The sequence below is a fragment of the Halofilum ochraceum genome, assembly GCF_001614315.2.
Lineage (GTDB): Bacteria > Pseudomonadota > Gammaproteobacteria > XJ16 > Halofilaceae > Halofilum > Halofilum ochraceum.
Genome location: NZ_LVEG02000007.1, coordinates 15,187 through 34,462, shown reverse-complemented (window position 1 = coordinate 34,462; position 19,276 = coordinate 15,187). Strand labels below are relative to the sequence as shown.

Annotated in this window: 18 protein-coding genes; 6 read left to right on the top strand and 12 right to left on the bottom strand. The window is 66.3% G+C overall.

Annotated features, from left to right (window positions below):
* Window positions 1-10: 10 nt before the first annotated feature.
* Window positions 11-715 (bottom strand): BPSS1780 family membrane protein, encoded by a 705-nt coding sequence (locus A0W70_RS08820; protein ID WP_070988978.1) that lies wholly within the window; start codon window positions 713-715, stop codon window positions 11-13.
* 296 nt (window positions 716-1,011) lie between these two features.
* On the opposite strand from A0W70_RS08820, the gene A0W70_RS08815 reads away from it, so the two are divergent.
* Complete coding sequence (locus tag A0W70_RS08815; RefSeq protein ID WP_070988977.1) at window positions 1,012-1,941, top strand: OmpA family protein; 930 nt, start codon at window positions 1,012-1,014, stop codon at window positions 1,939-1,941.
* A 115-nt stretch (window positions 1,942-2,056) separates the two neighbouring features.
* Here the strand turns inward: A0W70_RS08815 and A0W70_RS08810 are convergent, their stop codons facing one another.
* On the bottom strand, window positions 2,057-2,932 hold the full coding sequence (locus tag A0W70_RS08810; protein WP_070988976.1) for an AEC family transporter: 876 nt from the start codon (window positions 2,930-2,932) through the stop codon (window positions 2,057-2,059).
* Between the two features lie 228 nt (window positions 2,933-3,160).
* Here A0W70_RS08810 and A0W70_RS08805 point away from each other — a divergent pair, with 228 nt between their 5' ends.
* Window positions 3,161-4,099 (top strand): DMT family transporter, encoded by a 939-nt coding sequence (locus tag A0W70_RS08805; RefSeq protein ID WP_070988975.1) that lies wholly within the window; start codon window positions 3,161-3,163, stop codon window positions 4,097-4,099.
* A gap of 35 nt (window positions 4,100-4,134) precedes the next feature.
* Here the strand turns inward: A0W70_RS08805 and A0W70_RS08800 are convergent, their stop codons facing one another.
* Window positions 4,135-5,481: an MFS transporter gene (locus tag A0W70_RS08800; protein WP_175443090.1), complete on the bottom strand. Its 1,347-nt coding sequence runs from the start codon at window positions 5,479-5,481 to the stop codon at window positions 4,135-4,137.
* Window positions 5,482-5,632: 151 nt separating this feature from the next.
* Between A0W70_RS08800 and argE the strand changes: the two genes are divergently transcribed.
* Window positions 5,633-6,808: an acetylornithine deacetylase gene (argE, locus tag A0W70_RS08795; protein ID WP_070988973.1), complete on the top strand. Its 1,176-nt coding sequence runs from the start codon at window positions 5,633-5,635 to the stop codon at window positions 6,806-6,808.
* A 192-nt stretch (window positions 6,809-7,000) separates the two neighbouring features.
* Here the strand turns inward: argE and A0W70_RS08790 are convergent, their stop codons facing one another.
* Entirely contained in the window at window positions 7,001-9,196 is a 2,196-nt protein-coding gene (locus A0W70_RS08790) for a malate synthase G (RefSeq protein WP_070988972.1), read from the bottom strand.
* A 266-nt stretch (window positions 9,197-9,462) separates the two neighbouring features.
* Here A0W70_RS08790 and A0W70_RS08785 point away from each other — a divergent pair, with 266 nt between their 5' ends.
* Entirely contained in the window at window positions 9,463-10,299 is an 837-nt protein-coding gene (locus tag A0W70_RS08785; RefSeq protein ID WP_070988971.1) for an MOSC domain-containing protein, read from the top strand.
* 52 nt (window positions 10,300-10,351) lie between these two features.
* Here A0W70_RS08785 and A0W70_RS08780 read toward each other — a convergent pair whose 3' ends face one another.
* The 8 genes from A0W70_RS08780 to A0W70_RS08745 form a co-directional block, all read right to left on the bottom strand.
* The gene (locus tag A0W70_RS08780; protein WP_070988970.1) at window positions 10,352-11,011 is read right to left on the bottom strand and encodes a type 1 glutamine amidotransferase domain-containing protein; all 660 of its coding nucleotides are present in this window, start codon (window positions 11,009-11,011) and stop codon (window positions 10,352-10,354) included.
* Window positions 11,012-11,148: 137 nt separating this feature from the next.
* Entirely contained in the window at window positions 11,149-11,514 is a 366-nt protein-coding gene (locus A0W70_RS08775) for a hypothetical protein (RefSeq protein ID WP_070988969.1), read from the bottom strand.
* 126 nt (window positions 11,515-11,640) lie between these two features.
* Window positions 11,641-12,681 carry a proline racemase family protein gene (locus A0W70_RS08770; protein ID WP_070988968.1) on the bottom strand — a complete coding sequence of 347 codons (1,041 nt, stop codon included), beginning with the start codon at window positions 12,679-12,681 and terminating at the stop codon, window positions 11,641-11,643.
* Window positions 12,678-13,841, bottom strand: a complete 1,164-nt coding sequence (locus A0W70_RS08765; RefSeq protein ID WP_217495419.1) for a zinc-binding dehydrogenase — start codon at window positions 13,839-13,841, stop codon at window positions 12,678-12,680. Before A0W70_RS08765 ends, A0W70_RS08770 begins: the two co-directional genes overlap by 4 nt.
* 90 nt (window positions 13,842-13,931) lie before the next feature.
* Window positions 13,932-14,648, bottom strand: coding sequence for a DUF72 domain-containing protein (locus A0W70_RS08760; RefSeq protein WP_070988966.1), 717 nt, complete (start codon window positions 14,646-14,648; stop codon window positions 13,932-13,934).
* A gap of 160 nt (window positions 14,649-14,808) precedes the next feature.
* Window positions 14,809-15,828: a 2-hydroxyacid dehydrogenase gene (locus tag A0W70_RS08755; RefSeq protein ID WP_070988965.1), complete on the bottom strand. Its 1,020-nt coding sequence runs from the start codon at window positions 15,826-15,828 to the stop codon at window positions 14,809-14,811.
* Window positions 15,829-16,012: 184 nt separating this feature from the next.
* On the bottom strand, window positions 16,013-17,143 hold the full coding sequence (locus A0W70_RS08750; RefSeq protein ID WP_070989092.1) for an aminotransferase class V-fold PLP-dependent enzyme: 1,131 nt from the start codon (window positions 17,141-17,143) through the stop codon (window positions 16,013-16,015).
* 147 nt (window positions 17,144-17,290) lie between these two features.
* Entirely contained in the window at window positions 17,291-17,893 is a 603-nt protein-coding gene (locus A0W70_RS08745; RefSeq protein ID WP_070988964.1) for an FMN-dependent NADH-azoreductase, read from the bottom strand.
* 97 nt (window positions 17,894-17,990) lie between these two features.
* Between A0W70_RS08745 and A0W70_RS08740 the strand changes: the two genes are divergently transcribed.
* Complete coding sequence (locus A0W70_RS08740) at window positions 17,991-18,908, top strand: LysR family transcriptional regulator (protein WP_070989091.1); 918 nt, start codon at window positions 17,991-17,993, stop codon at window positions 18,906-18,908.
* Window positions 18,909-18,963: 55 nt separating this feature from the next.
* A complete protein-coding gene (locus A0W70_RS08735; protein WP_070988963.1) occupies window positions 18,964-19,251 on the top strand; it encodes a PhlB family protein in 288 nt (95 codons plus the stop codon).
* Window positions 19,252-19,276 lie beyond the last annotated feature (25 nt).

Genomic DNA, 19,276 nt, shown 5'->3' with positions numbered 1-19,276 from the left:
GGGCGGATCGCTATTGCGGCGCGGCCTCGACCGAATGGTCCCCGAAAACCTCGGCATGTGCCGTGTAGACCGCCCCCGCCATCACCGGCAGCAGAACGAGGAAGCCCAGGCCCAGGGGGATCGCCGCTACGATCGCGAGCACGAAATAGATCACCGCCAGCACGAAGTACGCCCCGAGGTTGTCCAGCACCGCGCTGAAACTGGCCTGGATCGCCGCCATGGGGGCATCGATCCCGAACATCACGCGGGGGATCGCGAACAGCAGCAGGGCGCCCGAGACCAGCCCGATCAGCAGCGAGATCAGCATCATCAGCATACCGCCGCCGGCCATCATGCCGACCCCCATACCGCCGGAACCGGAGGCCATCCCGGCGCCGGCTGAGCCGGACATCACCCCGGCGGCGAGCGGCACCAGACCCAGCGCCAGCATCGGGCCAGCGCGCCCCGGTTCGCGAAACGCCTGGAACAGATGCCCGAGTTCGAGAACACGTCCACGCTCGAGCTCGCGTGCACCGTAGACGAGGCCACCGAACAGCGTCGGCATCAGCAGTGCCCCCACGAGACTGCCCAGCAGCGGCACGAACTGGAGCACCACGAAAATAATCCCCATCACGAGCGCCAGTAAGACCCACAACCCGGCGCTCTGCGTGAACAGGTTCCAGCCGCGCTGCAGCCAGCGCCCGGCGGCCCCTGCATCGACCCGTTGATGATTCATCCCGGACCTCCCGATCAGCCCGACTCCCTCTATGGAGTCACGGACTTCATCATACGCATCTGCCACCTGGAGACGAATCCTGGCGACAAGGAGCCATGACGCACCGCGCGTTCGCGGGTGAATCGCGTTGACAGCCCAGCCCGAGGGCTGCAGTCTTTGATTTCGGATTGCCCACAATGTATCTGCTCACTGCAGCGGGATTCCGGGTTCAACTACCATCAAGGGGCGTGGTATCCGTGTCAGCCACAACCCGATCTTCCCCCATTCGGGCCTTTTGGCCCCAGGATAAAACAGCAATGCTCCGAGCGATCCGAACCATCCGTTTTTCGCCGCCGGCAGCGGTGATCCTCGCGCTCATCGCGGGCATGATCACACTGCCCGCCTTCGCTGCCGACCCTGATACACGCGGCTATGTCACCACCCGTGACGGTGACGTCTGGATGACGCGTTACGGCGAGTGCTGGCGCAGTCCGTATCCGGCTGAAGAGGACCAGAGCGAATTCGCCGAAAAATGCGGCGACGTTGTCGACAGCGACGGCGACGGTGTCAACGATCCCGACGACCAGTGCCCGGATACGCCCGAAGGGGTCCGCGTCGACGACAACGGCTGCGCCCTCGACAGCGATGGCGACGGCGTCACCGACGTCAACGATCAGTGTCCGGGGACGCCGTCCGGCGCCCGCGTGGATGCCAACGGCTGTGCGCTGGACAGCGACGGCGATGGCGTGGCTGACCACGCCGATTCCTGCCCGGGTACCGCTTCGGGACGCCCGGTCGACAACAGCGGCTGTGTGCTCGACAGCGACGGCGACGGTGTCGCGGACGACCGCGACCAGTGTCCCGGCACGCCGGAAGGTGCCGAAGTCCGCGATAGCGGCTGCGAAGTCATCGATCTCGAGGTCGAAGGCGGCGAATTCGCCGTCAACAGTGCCGAGCTGCGTCCGGAGACGGAGCGGGCGCTGCAGGACACGGCCGCAAGCCTCAAGGCCCGCGGCGGGGTCGATCGGATCGAGATCATCGGTTACACCGACAGCCAGGGCAGCGCGGACTACAACCGCGACCTCTCCCGCCGTCGTGCCGAGGCCGTGGCCGATTATCTTGCCGACCAGGGTATCGACCGCGACCTGATGTCCGTGTCTGGACGTGGTGAGGCGGATCCGGTCGCGACCAATGCGACCGCAGAGGGACGCGCGCGGAATCGGCGCGTGATCATCCTGCCGCGCTAACGGCGCTATTCAGGCAGGCAAGAGCAAGGGCCGGGACAGCAGTATGTGTCCCGGCCCTTTTCTTTTTCGGAACCGCCCGAATACACGGGCGGAGTCCGGGCTCAAGCCGCGGCGTTCAGCCTGGCAGGATGAAGTAGAGTGCCGCCGGGATCGTGATCAGGGCGGCCGCATTCCCCATCACCACGATCGAGGCCACCTGCCCGGGCCCACGCTGGTAGTGCTCGGCAAGGATGTAGTTCAGAACCGCCGGCGGCAGCACACCGAAGAGCCACAGGAGGCCGGCCTGCGGACCGGTCAGCCCAAACGCGGCGATAAACATCCATGCGGCCAGCAGACCGGTCGCCGGACACAGCAACGCGCCGACGAGGCCCACCCGCCATTGTGAAAGGTCGACATCGGTCAGGCGCACGCCCAGTGCCACAAGCATCAACGGAATCGATACATCCGCCATCATCTCGAGACCGGGGAGCAGCAGTTCCGGCGCCCGCCAGTCCCCGAAATGCGCCCAGAGGCCGACGATCGTCGCGATCAGAATGGGGTTGTACAACAGCGGCCCGAGCGAGGCCCGACCGTGCAGCATGAACACCCCGAAGGTGAAGTGCAGCGTCATCGAAACAACGAACAGCACGACCGCCAGCGCAAGTCCGGCGTCACCGAACGCGAGGGCCGCCAGCGGCAACCCGAGATTGCCCGCATTGTTGAACATCATCGGCGGCGCGACCGTGCGGGCCGACCGCCCCGCAAGCCGGATCACCGGCCACGCGAGGAGCCCGCTGGCCAGCACGACGAAGCCAGCGCCCAGCGCGGGCACCAGGATCGCAGAGGCCTCGGGGAGTTTCTCCGACAGCACGAAGAACAGCAGCGCCGGCACGAACAGATGCACGTTGAGCCGGTTCGCGACCGCCATATCGCTGGCGCGGAACCGTGCATACAGATAACCGACCAGAATGACCGCGAAGACCGGTACCGTGACCTCGAGAACCTGCCACACTGCGTTGACTCCGTGGTCGCATAAGGACCGCGCAGGATAGCGCCGAGCGGCGGTGGCGGCCACCGCACGACGGCATCAGCCTGGGCCATGTTAGCCTCCGCCCGCACCTGCCGGTGCACGCCCGTATCCGGGCACACGATCATCAACGACACCATGTCCGCGGCAGCTATGGGGCCACCTCGCGCCTCTGCGCCGGTACCCGCGGTCATGGCCGGACGGAGTACCGCTATGGCCATTGCGCGCAGCGCGACCGCCAGTGAGGCCGATGGCTCGCCCGCCGCCGGCATCGCCTTCATGTGCGCGGGCGTTTTCTGCCTGACGATCAACGACGTGTTCGCGAAATGGCTCGGCGAACTGTACCCCGTGGTCGAGGTCGCCTTCTTCCGCATGTTGTTCGCGCTGCCGCTGATCGTCGGTGTGGCCTTGGCGGTCGCCGGGCCGCGTTCGCTCACGACCGCGCGCCCGCTCGCGCACATCGGCCGCGGACTGCTCGCGACCTGCGCGACGCTCAGTTTCTTCCTCGGACTGACGCTGCTGCCACTGGCCGAGGTGAGCGCGATCGCGTTCACCGCTCCGCTGTTCGTCACGCTGCTCGCCATACCGCTGCTGGGCGAGCGTCCCGGCCCCGTCCAGTGGATAGCGACCATCGCCGGCTTCGGCGGCATCCTGCTCATTGCACGCCCGGGCGGCGCCGCCTTCTCGCTGGCGGCCCTGGCGCCGCTCACCACGGCATTCGCCTACGGCATGCTCATGCTCACCGCACGCATGCTGGGGCGCCGCGAGACCATCTGGGCGACCATGTTCTATGCGACGGCGGTCCCGCTGGTGCTGATCGGCATGCTGCTGCCCTGGGTCTGGAAGACGCCGGAACTCGCCCATCTGCCGTACTTCATCGGCTCCGGACTCTTCGGCGGCCTCGCGATGACCCTGATCACCCAGGGGTTCCGCATCGGTGTCGCCTCGGTCGTGGCCCCCTTCGACTATACGGGCCTCGTCTGGGCGACGGTGTTCGGCTGGCTCATCTGGGCTGAGATACCGTCACCGCTGTCCGTGGCGGGCGGCATCGTCATCGCCCTCTGCGGTGGCTATCTGGCCTACAGCCAGACCCGCAATGGCCGCCGCCGGCCATCGGAGCCGGAACCGCTGCACCCGCCACGCGGGGACTGACCCGTTGCGCTCGCGCCAGGCGGGTCATGCGGGTCTTATCCATCGCCCGACGAACCGGACCCTGATCCTTTCGGGCGCCAACGAAGCCAGCCACGACCCGCGTGCGCCGGCGCCATTGACGGTGTACGACCGGGCGTCCCGATCCACGGGGACTGGTCCTCGACGGCCAACGGGTCACCCCGCCGCAGCCGCCAGACCGTATAAGCGGCCATCGCCGCGAGCGTCAGGGCCACCAGCCAGAAAAAGCCGGCCGGCCCGAGGTACTCCATGGACGCCCCCGCCAGCAGAGGGCCCGCGATCGCCCCCACCCCGTACAGCATGATCAGACTGCTGCCCGCGCCGACGAACTGCTCCGGGCGCAGTCGGTCATTGGTGTGGGCGGAGAACAGCGGGTACAGCGCGAGCGAGGCCGCGCCGATCACCATCCCGAAAAACATGACCGGCGTGACGGCTTCCTCGGCTGCGCTCGCAGTCGCGGTCACCCACGCGGCGCCGAAGGCGGCAGCGGCGCCGGCGATACTCACGGCCAGGATCATGATGCGGCGATCGAGCCGGTCCGACGCCCTGCCGATCGGCCACTGACACACGGCGCCGGCGCCGATCAGCAAGGCCATAAACAGGGAAATCTGGGCGGTGGACATGCCGGCGCCGGCGGCATAGACCGGCCCCATGCCCAACAGTGCGCCGCCCGCGATCCCGGCCACGCAGCTGCCCACGGCACCCAGGCCGCAGGCGCGATAGAGCCGCAGGGGTCCCATTGCGGTCCACTGCTGCACGGCGGGCGCCTGGGTTACCACCAGCAGAATCGGCACGGCGGCCAGCGATACCAGCATCGCGACCAGAATGAAGAGGTCGTGGAGCATCGGATCGGCCGCGTTGAGCAGTAATTGCCCGCCCGTCAGGCCCGCATAGCTGATGATCATGTAAATCGAGAGCAGGCCGCCGCGGTGTTCATTGGTCACGCGATCGTTGAGCCAGCTCTCGGCAACGATATAGACGCCGGCGAAGGCGAAACCGGTGACGAGCCGCATCAGCACCCAGACCCACGGCGCGATGACCATGCTGTGGACCAGCACGGTCACCGAGGCCATCGACGCGAAAGCGGCGAAAACCCGCAGATGCCCCACCTGTTGGATGAATTTTGGCGTGAGCCACGAGCCGAGCAGGAAACCGATAAAGTAGCCCGAGATGATCAGCCCGGTGGTGTTGGTCGCAAATCCCTCAGCGGTCGCCCGGACACCGATGACCGTGCCCTGCAGACCGTTGCCGAGCATGAGCATGAGCATGCCGAGCAACAGTGCCCAAATACCGAGAGCGGCGCTGAGAACCGGCCTGTCGGTCGTGTTACGCCGGGATCCCACGGGATACCTCCCGGTCGTCATACCGTTTCCTGCTGCATTCCGACAAGGGTGCTCTCCCCGCAAAGGATCCGCTCGGTCTGGTCCCGGCGACCATAGATAATCCATCGCTGTACAGCCAGCCCCCATCGCGCGATGATCCCGCCCGCCGTCTATTCCCGCTGGACCCGAAGCCATGAAAACCGCACTGGAACAATGCACGGCGCTCCTGCACGACCTCGTCGCGTTCCCCTCGGTCAGTGGGCAATCCAACCTGCCGATCGTCGAGTACATCGAACGCTGGCTGGCGGAGCACGGGGTCCCCTGTGAACGGGTGAGCGACGAGTCCGGCGAGCGCGCGAACCTGTTCGCCACGATCGGGCCCGACCGCGGCGGCGGGGTCATGCTGTCGGCCCACCTCGACGTCGTGCCGGCCGTGCCGGACGGCTGGGACAGTGCGCCATTCACACTGACCGAGCGCGACGGCCTCCTGTTCGGGCGCGGTGCCGTCGACATGAAGGGCTTTCTCGCGGCGGTGCTCGCCATGGTGCCGGTGTTCCAGGCCCGCGCGGCGGAACTCGACCGGCCGCTGCATCTCGCGTTCACGTATGACGAGGAGTCCGGGAACTTCGGCGCCCAGCGGCTGTACGATTTCCTGATGGCCCGCCCGACCCGGCCCGCGATCGCCATCGTCGGCGAACCCACCGGCATGCGGCCCATCGTCGGTCACAAGGCGGGCTACGAAATGATCGCCGAGGTGCATGGCGCCGCGAGCCACGCCGCGCGTCCCTACGCCGGGGTCAACGCGATCCACTACGCCAGCCGGCTGATTGCCCATCTGGAAGAGCGCGCCCAGTCGATGGCGGCGCAGCCGCGCGTGGGCTCGCCGTTTGATCCGCCGTACACGACCATCAACGTCGGCTGGATCGAGGGCGGCATGGCCCGCAATGTCGTACCCGAATCCTGTCGCTTCGACTGGGAGATCCGCCCCATTCCCGAGGACGACGGCGATGCGATCCTTGCCGGCATCCAGCAGCACATCGACACCGTCCTGCAGCCCGAAATGCGGGCGCAACACCCGGACACCGGAATCATGCTCCGGCACGAGGTCATCTACCCGGCACTGCGGGCCGAGCCCGACGGCGCCGCCGCCCGGCTCGTGCGCGACCTCTGGACCGACGCGCCACCCGGCGTCTTCTCGATCGGTACCGACGGCGGTTATTTCCAGGCCGCCGGGATATCCACGGTCATCCTGGGCCCCGGCCAGACCGCGCGCATGCACGAGACCAACGAATACATCGAGGTCTCCGAGCTCGAGGCCTGCCTGGATTTCCTCGGACGGCTCGCTGAACACGCGGACCGCCGAGGATGAGCGAAACGCCCTCGGCCGCCCCCCGCGAGCGATCGCGAGCAAGCTCGCTCCTACAGGTAGAATCATCCGCCGAGTGACAGGATTCATGTAGGAGCGAGCTTGCTCGCGATCAGCGGGCCCCGTGCCCTCGCGTTGATGATTCGCGAAAGAACCGCAGCACGGCGTCTTGATCCCACCCGTCGGCGTAACGGCTCAGCCGTCTTCGCGATCCCGGGCCTTGCGCTCCAGGCGGCGGGCATGGAGCACCGGTTCGGTATAGCCGCTCGGCTGCTCGCGTCCACGGAAGATGAGATCGCAGGCGGCCTGGAACGCGACGCTGTGTTCGAGATCGGCGGTCATCGGGCGGTAGGCCGGATCGTCGCTGTTCTGTTTATCCACGACGGCGGCCATCCGCTCCAGCGTCTTACGGACCTGTTCCTCGCTGCACACCCCGTGGCGCAGCCAGTTGGCGATGTGCTGGCTCGAGATCCGGCAGGTGGCCCGATCTTCCATCAATGCGACGTCGTTGATGTCCGGCACCTTCGAACAGCCGATCCCCTGATCGATCCAGCGCACCAGATAGCCGAGAACGCCCTGCGCGTTGTTATCCAGTTCCTGCTGGATTTCCTTCGTGGACCACGAGGGATCCTCGGCGACCGGGATCGTCAACAGATCATGCAGGTCCGCCCTTTGCCGACCCGCGAGGCGGTCCTGGACGGCCAGCACGTCGGTCCGGTGGTAGTGGATGGCATGCAGCGTGGCCGCCGTCGGTGACGGTACCCACGCGCAGTTCGCCCCCGCGTCCGGGTGCGCCTGCTTCGTTTCCATCATCTCGGCCATCTGCTCCGGTTTCGGGAACATGCCCTTGCCGATCTGGGCGCGCCCGCGGAACCCGCAGGCGAGGCCGACATCGACGTTGCGGTCCTCATAGGCCTGGATCCAGGGCTCGCTCTTCATGGCCTCCTTGCGCACCATCGGGCCCAGTTCCATCGAGGTATGGATCTCATCGCCGGTGCGGTCGAGGAATCCGGTATTGATGAAGATGACCCGCTCGCGCGCCTCACGGATGCATGCCTTGAGGTTGACCGTGGTGCGGCGTTCCTCGTCCATGATGCCGACCTTGAGCGTATTGCGCGCCAGCCCCAAGGCGTCCTCGACGCGGCCGAACAGTTCGACCGTGAAGGCGACCTCCGCGGGACCGTGCATCTTCGGCTTGACGATATAGACACTCTCGCCGGTGCGCGAGTTGACCACCGAACCGGTGCGCTTGAGGTCATGCATGGCGATCAGCGACGTCATCATGGCATCGAGCATGCCTTCGGGGATCTCGTTCCCGTCGGCATCGAGCACCGCCGGCGTGGTCATCAGATGGCCCACGTTGCGGACCAGCATGAGGCTGCGCCCGGGCAGGGTCAGGTTGCCGCCATCCGCGGCCGTGTACGTCCGGTCGGGGTGCAGCCGTCGCGTGAGCGTGCGCCCGCCCTTATCCAGCTTCTCCTCGAGCGATCCGGTCATCAGCCCGAGCCAGTTGCGATAGACGAGGGTCTTGTCCTCGCCATCGACCGCGGCGACCGAATCCTCGCAGTCCTGGATGGTGGTGACCGCCGCCTCGAGGATGACATCGCGGACGCCCGCCGGGTGGTCGCGCCCGACCTCGTCCTCGTGATCGATCCGGATCTCGGCGTGCAGCCCGTGATGCGCGAGCAGGATGCCGTCGGGCGCGTCTTCCGACCCCGTGTAACCGACAAACTGGTCGGGATCACTCAGCGCCGTTTCGCCCGTGTCGGTGTGTACCCGCAGACGCCGGCGACCCCCATCCTTGCTCAGCGCATAGCCGGTCGCGTCGCGGTGGCTCGCATCCGCCAACGGCGCGATCTCATCGAGTATCGCCGCCGCGTGTTCCATGACCCTGCGGCCGCGCACCGGGTTATAGCGCGAGCCTTTCTCGGCGCCATCGGTCTCCGGGATGATATCGGTACCGTAGAGCGCGTCGTAGAGACTGCCCCAGCGCGCATTCGCCGCGTTGAGGGCGAAGCGGGCGTTGCTCACCGGCACGACGAGCTGCGGTCCGGGCACGGTCGCGATCTCGGCGTCCACCCCGGACGTGGAGATGGCGAAATCCTCGCCCTCGGGTTCCAGATAACCGATCTCTTCCAGCAATGAACGGACCGTAGACGGATCCGGCCGGGCCCCGGCGTGCTCGCGGCAGAAGGCATCGAGCCGGCCCTGCAGCGCATCACGACGTTCCAGCAGGTCGCGATTTTTCGGTGCGAGATCACGCACAATCGCGGCCAGACCCTCCCATACCGAATCGGGCTCGATCCCGAGCCCGGGCACCACCTCATCGGCGACCAGCGCATGGAGCGCCCGATGCACATGGAGTCCGGCCACCTCGATTCTGTCCGTCATCACGTCTACCCTGGTTGCCCGGCGCGCGCGCCGGCTTGTGCGGATTACCCTGTCATCCCGATCCGCCCGCCGCAACGACGGGCAGCCCGGGACGCACTCACGCCGGCGTCGCTTCTCATATCCTGGCCGCCATCTGGCGGGCGATCGCCGACTGTCCCAGCGATCATTCCAGACAAAAAACACATCGTGCGCAAGCGGGTCAGGCTCGGGTACAGTGGCCGCTCGCGCGGTCGACCCGCAAGTTCCCAACCGATTCCGGCACCGACATGCAGATCAGTGAACTCAATATCTATCCGGTCAAATCGTTGCATGGCGTCGGTTTGACCCGTGCGCGCCTGACGCCACGCGGGCTGGCGTACGACCGGCACTGGATGGTCGTCGACGCGGCCCAGCGTTTCGTTACGCAGCGGGAAATTCCGCCCATGGCCCGCATTGCGGTTCGCCTGACCGACGACGCGCTCATCCTGGAACACGCCGATCACGCCCCGTTGACCATCGAACTGACGCGCTCCGACCAGCCGCGGCTTGCGGTAACCATCTTCCAGGACGAGTGCGAGGCACTGGATGAGGGCGAGGAGGCCGCGGCGTGGCTGAGCGCGATACTCGGCCAGCAGGGGCTGCGCCTCGTGCGGTTCGCGGAGGACCGGCGGCGCGATGTCGAGCCCGACTGGCTCCGGGGCGAGCAGGCACACACCGCCTTTCCGGATGGCTATCCGTTTCTCGTGACCGCCGAGGGTTCACTCGCCGGGCTCAATGAAAGCCTGGCCAAAAAAGGGCTGGACGCCGTTCCCATGGACCGCTTCCGCCCGAATATCGTGGTCGACAGCGACGCGCCATTCGCGGAGCGGGACTGGGATGAACTGGCAGCGGACGGAGACGGCTGGCGGATCGGTATCCGCAAACCCTGCAAGCGCTGCAAGGTGATCACGGTCGATCAGGACAACGGGACCACGCCCCTGATCAAGGAACCCTTGAAGACGCTCGCGGAGATGGCGACGCAGCCGGGCATGAAGGGCGCGTTCTTCGGCCAGAACGCCATTCTGCTCGACGGTGACGGGCAGACCGTGGCGGTCGGAGACCGGGTCACGGCCAGCCCTCGTTGACACGATGATCTGGCGGTCCGGCCGCCGGTCATCGTGTCAACGGGCATCCGTTTTACGCCAGGGTCGTCAGCAGTTTGCCGGCCACCGCTTCGGATGACTGCGGGTTCTGCCCGGTAATCAGGCGGCCGTCGACCACGACATGCGACGCCCAGTCTCCGCCGGTGCTGACATCCGCACCGAGTTCGCGCAGGCGGGCCTCGAGCAGAAACGGGACTTTTTCCTCCCCACCGACGGCCCGCTCTTCGGAATCAGTGAAGGCCGTGACCCGGCGGCCCGCGACAAAGGGCTGACCATCGCGTCGCTGCAGGCCGCTGAACACCGCCGGCGCGTGGCAGACACTGGCGATCACCTTGCCCTGCTCGTCGAAGCGCAGCAGCAGCTCGTGCAGTTGCTGGTTGTCAGGGAGGTCGAACATCGTGCCGTGACCGCCCGGCAGATACACGGCATCGAAGTCGTCCGCGGAGAACGTATCGAGGGCGGGGGTTCCCTTCAGCCGCCGGATCGCCTCGCTCCATTCCGCTGCCTGCTCTTCGCTCGGCTCGCTGTTCGGATCGACCGGGACGTCGCCACCGGCGACCGAGGCCACCGTGACCTCGTGGCCGGCGTCCGTCAGCCGCATCCATGGGACCGCATACTCCTCCAGCCAGACCCCGGTGGGGTCACCATTGGACATGCGATCGTGACTGGTCAGTACGAAAAGGACGGCGCTCATCGGGGCATCTCCCGTGCAGGGTGTTGCCACCGATGTGGGGGTGCAGGCGTAGCCGAACAACCCCTGCGCGGGCTGAATCCGCGCGCAGGGGCGTGTGGGGTGGGTGCCGACCGGCAGTCGCGTACAGCGCCGCTCGGCTACTTCTTAGCGCCGGCCTTTTCGTCGCGGGCCCAGTTGCGTTCCGGATCCGGGTCGCCGGGGCGCGCGCCATAGGGCAGGCGCTCGTCTTCGGGCGCAAGCCCGCCGGCCGGGTGGTTTTCGGTCGCGGTGCCGCCGAGGCTGGCCTCGCGTGAGGCATGCACCTCGTCAGCGGCCAGCGGCTCGGGATCGTCGTCCGCGTACGCGGAGGGACGCGAATCGTCCGGACGCGTCGCCGGTGTGGTCCCGGATGCCTTCGACACACGCAGGCCGTCCGCGCCGAGCATCGCCTCGCGCGATCCCCGGACCCCCGCGTCCGCCTCTTCATCGCGGTTCGGGCCTTCGTCTTTCCTGGTCGTACCCATCGCTATAGCCTCCATACACTGATCATCCATGCCTGTGACCCATTATAGACGATCGGCATGCGCCGATCAGCCGCGGCACACAACCACCGCGCGCCGGGAGCCTATCCGCGAAAACCGGACAGCCTCCTAAGCAGAATCGTCCCGCAGTATATGGCGCAGCCCCGAACACTCCACCATCGGATCGTCGCAGTTGACGACGATCTCCGAACGCGCGAGCACGTAGCTGCGACCAGTGATCGTGTTCTCGACGACGTCATGGCCGCCGGCCTCGCTGATACCGGTCAACTCGCCGATGAAGCTCGTGTCTCGCAGCGATACCGTCTCCAGCCGGTCACCGGGACCGATCCGGTTTTCGTAATGCATCAGCGCCAGGCGCGCCGACGTGCCGGTGCCGGTAGTGCTGCGACAGATCACGCCGGGATGCACATACGTCGTCGAGCGCGAACGATAGAAATCATCCGCCACCTGTTCGACCGGTCCCATGAAATGCAGGAACGGCAACGGGCCGACATCACCCAGGCTGTAATGGGAGAACACGCTCTTGGCGCGGATCGCCTCGACGATGTCATGTGCGCAGGCGGCGATGCGCGACTCCTCCTCGCGTGTCAGCGCGAAGCCGAGTTCGGCCGCGTCGACCAGCGCATAGAAGCCGCCGCTATAGGCGATGCTGTAGGTCACCTCACCGATGGATGGCACCTCGATCGTGGTCCGATACGTATCGATATAGCTGGGCAGGCCCTCGGCGGTCACGGACTCGACGACCCCGTTGGTTACATGCGCCTCGATCTGCACCAGTCCCGCCGGTGCCTCGAGCATGAACCGCTGGTGCCCCTCGTGTTTCTCCACGATGCCGCTCTCGAGCGCCGCCATCGCGGTGCACAGCGTGTTGGAGCCGGAATAGATCGGATAGCCCATCACTTCCATGATGATGTAGCCGGCCTCTGCCTCCGGGTGACTGGCGGGCACGATCAGGTCCACCGACATTTCCGGCATGCCGTAAGGCTCGAACAGCAGCAGTCTGCGCAGCCCGTCCGCATCCGCCTGCAGATACTCCATCTGCTCGCGCACCGTTGCCCCGGGCAGGGGCTTGATGCCACCGACCACGATCCGGCTGACATCGCCGCCGGCGTGGGTGTCGATCAGCTCCAGGCTCAGGGCGTCGCTCATGCCATTCCTTCCAGCGCATACGGTGCGCCGTGCTCATCCCACTGCGAATTCGGCACGATCACGATCTTGCCGAGGAAGCCGCTGCCTCGGTTGACGAAGTAGTCCTCGGCGGCGCGCAGATCCGACAACCGGAATGCGGCATGGAGCACCGGGCGAAGCTTGCCACCGCGGACCCACTCGATGAGCTGTTCGGCCTCTTCCCGGGTCCCGTGGGAAACGCCGAAGATCTGCACCTGGTAGAGATAGATCCGCGTCCACATGATCTCGCTGAGATTGCCGCCACTGGCGCCGGCGATGCTCAGGCGCGGATACGTGGCCCGGCGGCGCATATCGAAAATCATCGCATCGATGAACTGGTCGGTCATGGTCCCGCCGACGAGATCCATCACCGCATCGATCGGCTCCCCCTGCGTCACCTCGCGTACACGATCAACGAACCCTTCCATATCGGATCGGTCGAGCACGGCCTCGGCACCAAGTTCGCGCAGCGCCTCCGCCTTGTCCTGTCGGCTGAGCGCATACGGGATCGCTCCCATCACGCGGCACAGCTGGATGAGTGCCGTACCGACCCCACCGCTGGCGCCGGTCACGAGCACGCGCTCCCCTGCGCGAACGCCCGCCGCATTCAGCATGTGCACGGCCGTCTGGTAGGAGCACATCCCCATCGCCGCCAGTTCGGCATCGGCGAGTTCGGGATTGGGCACCGAATGAAACTGATCCGACGGCACGGCGATATATTCGGCGAAACCGCCGTCGGCACCATGGCCGTAGTAATCCGGCGTCAGATTGATGTCGCGACGGTCATCCGCATACAGATTGAAGTCGAGCAGGCCACGGTCGCCGATGCGTCCCTCATCAACGCCCTCGCCCACGGCGACCACGCGCCCGGCCACATCCGCGCCCTGAATGCGCGGGAACGTGAATGTCGGTGAGCCGCCCATCGCGAAGGAGGTGACATCGCCCTTGTCCTTCGTGGGATACAGGCCCTCCCGTGCCTTGCGGTCGGTATTGTTCTTGGCGGTGGCGGTCACCTTGACCAGCACCTCGCCGGCTCCGGGTTCCGGGACCGGTACATCTTCGTGGTACACCAGCTTGTCGGTGCCACCGTGTCCGGTGAGCAGCATCGCCGCCATGGTCGATGGGATCAGTTCGGAGCTCACGCGTTCCTCCTGCCTGTGCATGAATGCGTAGGGGGGCCATTATTCCCGTTACCCGCATACCACACCAACCCGGTTCCGCGGGTTACGGCTTCAGGACGTGAGGCGCCCGTGCAGGGCCAATGCATTCTCGATACCCGCCTCGCTGGCGGTGTTATTGAAGATGCACCATGTCTCGGCATGACCGGCGCGCGACGGGAGGTTACCGGCGAGCTGGTCGAGGAACGCGTCGGTGTACGCGGAATAGAACCGTTGCGGCCGACCATGCAGGCGCAGGTATACACGCCCGCCCCAGCCTCCGGGCTCATCGGCACCCGCGACCGGAGGCGGATCGGCCGCTGCCCGGCTGACGGAGAAACGAGCGAGCAACTCGTCCGCCCGACCGTCGAACCAGCCGGAATGGCGCGGTTCACAGACGACACCGCCATCGAAGTGCTCGCGCAAGGCCTCGAGGAAACCACCGACCTCCTCTTCCTCGAAATCCAGCGACGGGGGCAGTTGCACGAGCAGCGGGCCCAGCCGATCGCCGAGGCCGTGGACCTCCTCGAGGAAATCGTCCAGCCCTTCGTGCCCGCGCAGACGCTGATCGTGGCTCAGCCAGCGCGGCAGCTTGACCGCGAAGCGGAAATCTTCGGACACTTCCGAGGCCCACTTCGCGTACTGGGTGCGCCGGTGATGGCGATAGAAACTGCTGTTGACCTCGACGGCCGGCAGCCGCCGGGCGTAACGCGCCAGGTGCGTGCCCTCACCGGGGAATTGCGCCTGGATCGGTTTCAACAGACGCCAGCTTGCAGTGCCTGTGTAGATCATGGCGCGCGAATCGTCGCCTCTCGGACTCCAGGGGATTTTCGATCCAGACCCGGTGGCGCATCACGGAACGATGCGGATCGGGTCAGGAGCCTGTCCGGGAAACCCCGGACAGCCTCCTCGCATCAAATATGGAACGCGTGTGGACGTCTGTCGACCGGGCTCAGTACCCGAGTTCCAGATCCACTTCCCATGACAGCGGCTCGCCCCGCATGAACTGCTGGATGCTCTCGACCCCCTGATCGATGTGGCGCTCCAGCACGCCCTCGGCATTGGCGGCCTGATCGCCGGTTCCGAGCACGTTGGGCAGCTTGTGATAGCCCGTGCGGGTCGGGCACTGGAAATAGCACGTCTCGGGGAAAACCATCCCGTAATCCGGCCATACGTCAGCGGCGTACCCGGCGATGGCCTCGCTCTTGAGCGCCCGCTGCAGCGGCACTTCCTGAGTGAGATTGCCACGGGCGATATTGATCAGGAAGGCCGTGGGCTTCATCGCGGCGAGTTCGCGCTCGCCAAAGAAGTGCTCGGTCTCGCCGGTGATCGGCGTCGCGAGCATGACGTAATCCGCCTGTGGAAGCAGGTCCCGCAGCGCATCCGGGCCGTGCACGCTGTCGACGTGATCGCCGCCGCGTTCCGGGTGTCGCCGGATCGCCATGACGTGCATATCGAAGGCCTGCGCGAACTTCGCGATCGCGGTCCCGATCCTGCCAAGACCGACGACGAGCAACGTCCGCCCGGACAGCATCGCCGAGCGCGTACCCGGTTCGTACAGCGGGAAGTACTCGGCCTCGCGCATGGCCTGCTGTTTCATGACCAGTCGTTTCGCGCTCCCCAGCAGCAGGGCCATCGCATGCTCGGCGACCGCCGGGCCATTGGCGCCGCGCGAGTTGCACACGCGGATGCCTTTCTCCATGAGCTTCGCGGAATCAAGCCGATTGACGCCGGCATGCATCCAGCAGATGAGCTTGAGATGGTCGGCGATATCGAGGATGCCGGGCGGCAAGCAGAAACCCATCAGGATATCGGCGTGCCCCGCCTCTTCGGCCAACCCCTCGTACGAGGCGTCGAAGCGCGAGAACGAGGGGATCTCGTCGTGCGCCACGACCTCCGTTTCGGTCGGCAGTGCCGAGCGCACGCGCTCGATTTCCTGGGCATGAGCCTGCCAGGTGAGCAGAACCTTCATTGAAACTACCCTTTGCGTTGGTCCGGACGCGCGGAATCGCTGCGGGCGATCAGAAAACGACCGGGGCGCCGGCTGTTGCCTTCGGCAAAAGCCGGCCTACGGTCTGCAGAGAGATTCGGGATCCCCGAGGAGGCGGACCGCCCCATGATTCAAGGGAGCCGATCCGCAAAACCCCGCCCGCGCATCATTCTTGCGCGAGACGTTCCAGTGCCTGCTCCAGGCGCTCCACCGTACGGTCCACGTGTTCGAGTTTGTCCAGACCGAAAAGACCGATCCGGAATGCCTGGTAATCGTCGGGTTCATCGCACATCAGCGGCACTGCACCGGCCACCTGCAGGCCTGCCCCGGCGAAGCGCCCGACGATACCGGCGTCGTCCGCATAGCTGACCACCACGCTGGGGGCCTGGAAGCCTTCCGCCGCGACGCTCTCATAGCCGTAACGGGCCAGCAGCGCGCGCACGCGATCACCCAGTTGCTGTTGCGCCTCGCGTACGTTCTCGAGGCCATCCTTCTCAGTTTCTTCCATGACCTCGCGGAGCCGCCGCAGGCCATCGGTGGGCATGGTTGCGTGATACGCATGGCCACCACCTTCGTAGGTCTCCATGATCTGCAGCCACTTGCGCAGATCGATCGAGAAGCTTGTGCTGGTCGTGTCCTCGATGCGCTGCCGGGCGGTCTCGCTGAGCATGACCATCGCGCAGCACGGCGTCCCGGTCCAGCCCTTCTGCGGCGCGGTAATAAGCACATCCACGCCGGTCGCCTGCATATCGACCCAGAGCGTGCCGGAGGCGATGCAGTCGAGCACGAACAGGCCGCCGACCTCGTGCACGGCGGCGGCGACGCGCCGGATGTAGTCCTCGGGCAGCATGATGCCGGCGGAGGTCTCGACGTGCGGCGCACAGACTACCTCCGGGCGCTCCTCCCGGATCCGGGCCTCCACTTCCTCGATCGGCGCCGGCGCGAAGGGCGCGCGCGAGTCTTCGCCGGTCTGGCGGGCTTTGAGGACGGTCGAATGGGCGGGGATATCGCCCATATCGAAAATCTGGGTCCAGCGATAGCTGAACCAGCCATTGCGGATGATCATGCAGTTGCGCCCGGTGGCGAACTGGCGGGCCACGGCCTCCATGCCGAACGTGCCGCTGCCGGGCACGATCACGGCCGAATGGGCGTGGTAGACGCGCTTCAGCGCCGCGGAGAGATCCCGCATCACGCCCTGGAAGGCCGCGGACATATGGTTGAGCGAGCGGTCGGTATAGACGACCGAGTATTCGAGCAGTCCGTCCGGATCCACGGAGGTTTGCGGTTCAGCGGCCATGATCATCTCCCGGTCAGCCTGAGTGGGCGGCCAAGGATACACGGGTTGCCTGCCCGCACCCCAACCAGGCGCCGGATATCCGGGGTCAGCAGGCCATGGGGCGGCAGCGGGCGCTGCCGCCCCATGAGCCCCAGAGGGGAACGCCGGTCACGCGGCGAGGCGGTCGATCCGCTCGCGGGCCGATTCCAGCGCCGCCTGACTGGTTTCCTCCCCCATCGCCAGGCCTTCCGCGCGCGTCACCGTGACATCGGTGATCCCGAGGAACCCGAGCATATGCTGGAGGTAGGGCGCGGCGAAATCGATATCGGTGCCGGCGTACTGGCCGCCGCTGGTGACGAACACGTAGGCGCGCTTGCCTTCGAGCAGTCCCTCGGGGCCATTCTCCGTATACCGGAACGTCGTGCCGGCGCGGGCGACATGATCGAACCACGCCTTGAGCGTCGACGGAACAAGGAAATTGTAGACCGGCACACCGATCACCACCGTGTCCGCTTCCTGCAGTTCCTGGACCAGCGTATCCGCGTGGGCCGCCGCCCGCGCCTGCTCGGTGGTGCGCTCATCGGCGGCCGTCAGGCCGGCGAAAAACGTCTGCTGATTGAGATGCGGTACCGGGTATTCGGCGAGGTCGCGGCGAATCACGCGGACCCCGGGTTCGTCGGCCCGGGCGCGTGCGACGAACGCGTCCGCCAGGCGAGAAGACTGCCCTTCATCGCTGAACACGCTGTTGTTGAGCTGCAGAATCGTTTTCATGACGCACTCCTTCCGGTTGATGTGCGCGCATTAAACGATTGATCAGAACGATAAAAAAGCGGATTATTTCGCCAAAACCAATCGAATGGATCGATTTATGAACCGTTCCCGCGTCACGCTCGACCAATGGCAGGCGCTCGTCGCCGTGGTTGACGCCGGTGGTTACGCCCAGGCCGCGGAAGAGCTGCACCGGACCCAGTCCACGATCAGCTACGCCGTGCGCAAGATCGAGGAACAACTCGGCGTTGACGTATTCGAACTGGAGGGACGCCGGGCGGCCCTGACCGAGGCCGGCCGCGTACTGTATCGCCGCGGCAAGGCCCTGCTGCGCGAATCCGAACGCGTTGAACGGACCGCCGCCGCACTCGCCGGAGGCCAGGAGCCCGAACTGCGCCTGGCAGTGGAGATCGTGTTCCCGACCTGGCTGCTGCTGCAATGCCTGCAGCGATTCGCGGAAGAACGCCCGGATACACGGATCGAACTCTATGAGTCCGTCCTCGGAGGCACCGAAGAGCTGCTGGGCGAAGGCCAGGTGCAGCTCGCCATCTGCTCGCGGGTTCCACCCGGCTACGTCGGCGACCCGTTGATGCATGTCCGCTTCATCGCCGTGGCTGCCCCCTCCCATCCACTGCACCAGCTGGGCCGCACGCTGACCCACCAGGATCTGCGCGAGCACCGGCATTTGTTCGTGCGCGACACGGCCACCCGCCGCGGGACGGACACGGCCCGCGAGATCACGGAGCAACGCTGGACCGTAAGCCACAAGGCCACCTCGATCCGCGCCGCCTGCATGGGCCTCGGGTTCGCCTGGTACGCGGAAGACCTGATCCGCGAGGAACTGGCATCGGACCAGCTCCGCCCCCTGCCGCTCAGCGAGGGCGGGGAGCGCTGGGCCACCCTGTATCTGGCCACCGCCGATCCGGATACGGTCGGTCCCGGCGCGCGGCGGCTGGTCGAAATGATCCGTGAGGCGGTGGCGACATCCGTGGCCGGGGACGAGCGAATCCAGCCGTAGATCGCAACTGGCAGACTGGGCTCAACGCGACACCGAACGACACGGGGAGTCACCCATGGATTCCGGCATTTGGCGCATCATCGCGCTCATCGCACTGATCGGCGCCGCCTGGTACCTGTTCCGGCCTCGTCGCCGCGGGAGTCTGGTCTGTGCGCGCTGTGGCTTCGCGGCGCATCCCGGGACACCAGCCTGCCCCCGCTGCGGTCAGGATCTCGATATGAGCACCGTGGACCTGGGCCGCCTCGAGGACATGCGACGGCGCGGCGAGATCGAGGAAGACGAGTACCGGCGGCGCAAGCTCGCGCTGATCCGCGGTGAGCGGAACGACGATCGAAAAGAATGAGGCAGGCCTCGGATGGAGCGCAAGT

Coding starts and splice junctions, on each gene's coding strand:
- A0W70_RS08760 (WP_070988966.1), bottom strand. CDS start 14,648: ATGATCTACACAGGCACTGCAAGCTGGCGTCTGTTGAAACCGATCCAG.
- A0W70_RS08790 (WP_070988972.1), bottom strand. CDS start 9,196: ATGACGGACAGAATCGAGGTGGCCGGACTCCATGTGCATCGGGCGCTC.
- A0W70_RS08800 (WP_175443090.1), bottom strand. CDS start 5,481: ATGACGACCGGGAGGTATCCCGTGGGATCCCGGCGTAACACGACCGAC.
- argE (WP_070988973.1), top strand. CDS start 5,633: ATGAAAACCGCACTGGAACAATGCACGGCGCTCCTGCACGACCTCGTC.
- A0W70_RS08815 (WP_070988977.1), top strand. CDS start 1,012: ATGCTCCGAGCGATCCGAACCATCCGTTTTTCGCCGCCGGCAGCGGTG.
- A0W70_RS08745 (WP_070988964.1), bottom strand. CDS start 17,893: ATGAAAACGATTCTGCAGCTCAACAACAGCGTGTTCAGCGATGAAGGG.
- A0W70_RS08785 (WP_070988971.1), top strand. CDS start 9,463: ATGCAGATCAGTGAACTCAATATCTATCCGGTCAAATCGTTGCATGGC.
- A0W70_RS08750 (WP_070989092.1), bottom strand. CDS start 17,143: ATGGCCGCTGAACCGCAAACCTCCGTGGATCCGGACGGACTGCTCGAA.
- A0W70_RS08820 (WP_070988978.1), bottom strand. CDS start 715: ATGAATCATCAACGGGTCGATGCAGGGGCCGCCGGGCGCTGGCTGCAG.
- A0W70_RS08775 (WP_070988969.1), bottom strand. CDS start 11,514: ATGGGTACGACCAGGAAAGACGAAGGCCCGAACCGCGATGAAGAGGCG.
- A0W70_RS08780 (WP_070988970.1), bottom strand. CDS start 11,011: ATGAGCGCCGTCCTTTTCGTACTGACCAGTCACGATCGCATGTCCAAT.
- A0W70_RS08735 (WP_070988963.1), top strand. CDS start 18,964: ATGGATTCCGGCATTTGGCGCATCATCGCGCTCATCGCACTGATCGGC.
- A0W70_RS08770 (WP_070988968.1), bottom strand. CDS start 12,681: ATGAGCGACGCCCTGAGCCTGGAGCTGATCGACACCCACGCCGGCGGC.
- A0W70_RS08740 (WP_070989091.1), top strand. CDS start 17,991: ATGAACCGTTCCCGCGTCACGCTCGACCAATGGCAGGCGCTCGTCGCC.
- A0W70_RS08755 (WP_070988965.1), bottom strand. CDS start 15,828: ATGAAGGTTCTGCTCACCTGGCAGGCTCATGCCCAGGAAATCGAGCGC.
- A0W70_RS08805 (WP_070988975.1), top strand. CDS start 3,161: ATGGCCATTGCGCGCAGCGCGACCGCCAGTGAGGCCGATGGCTCGCCC.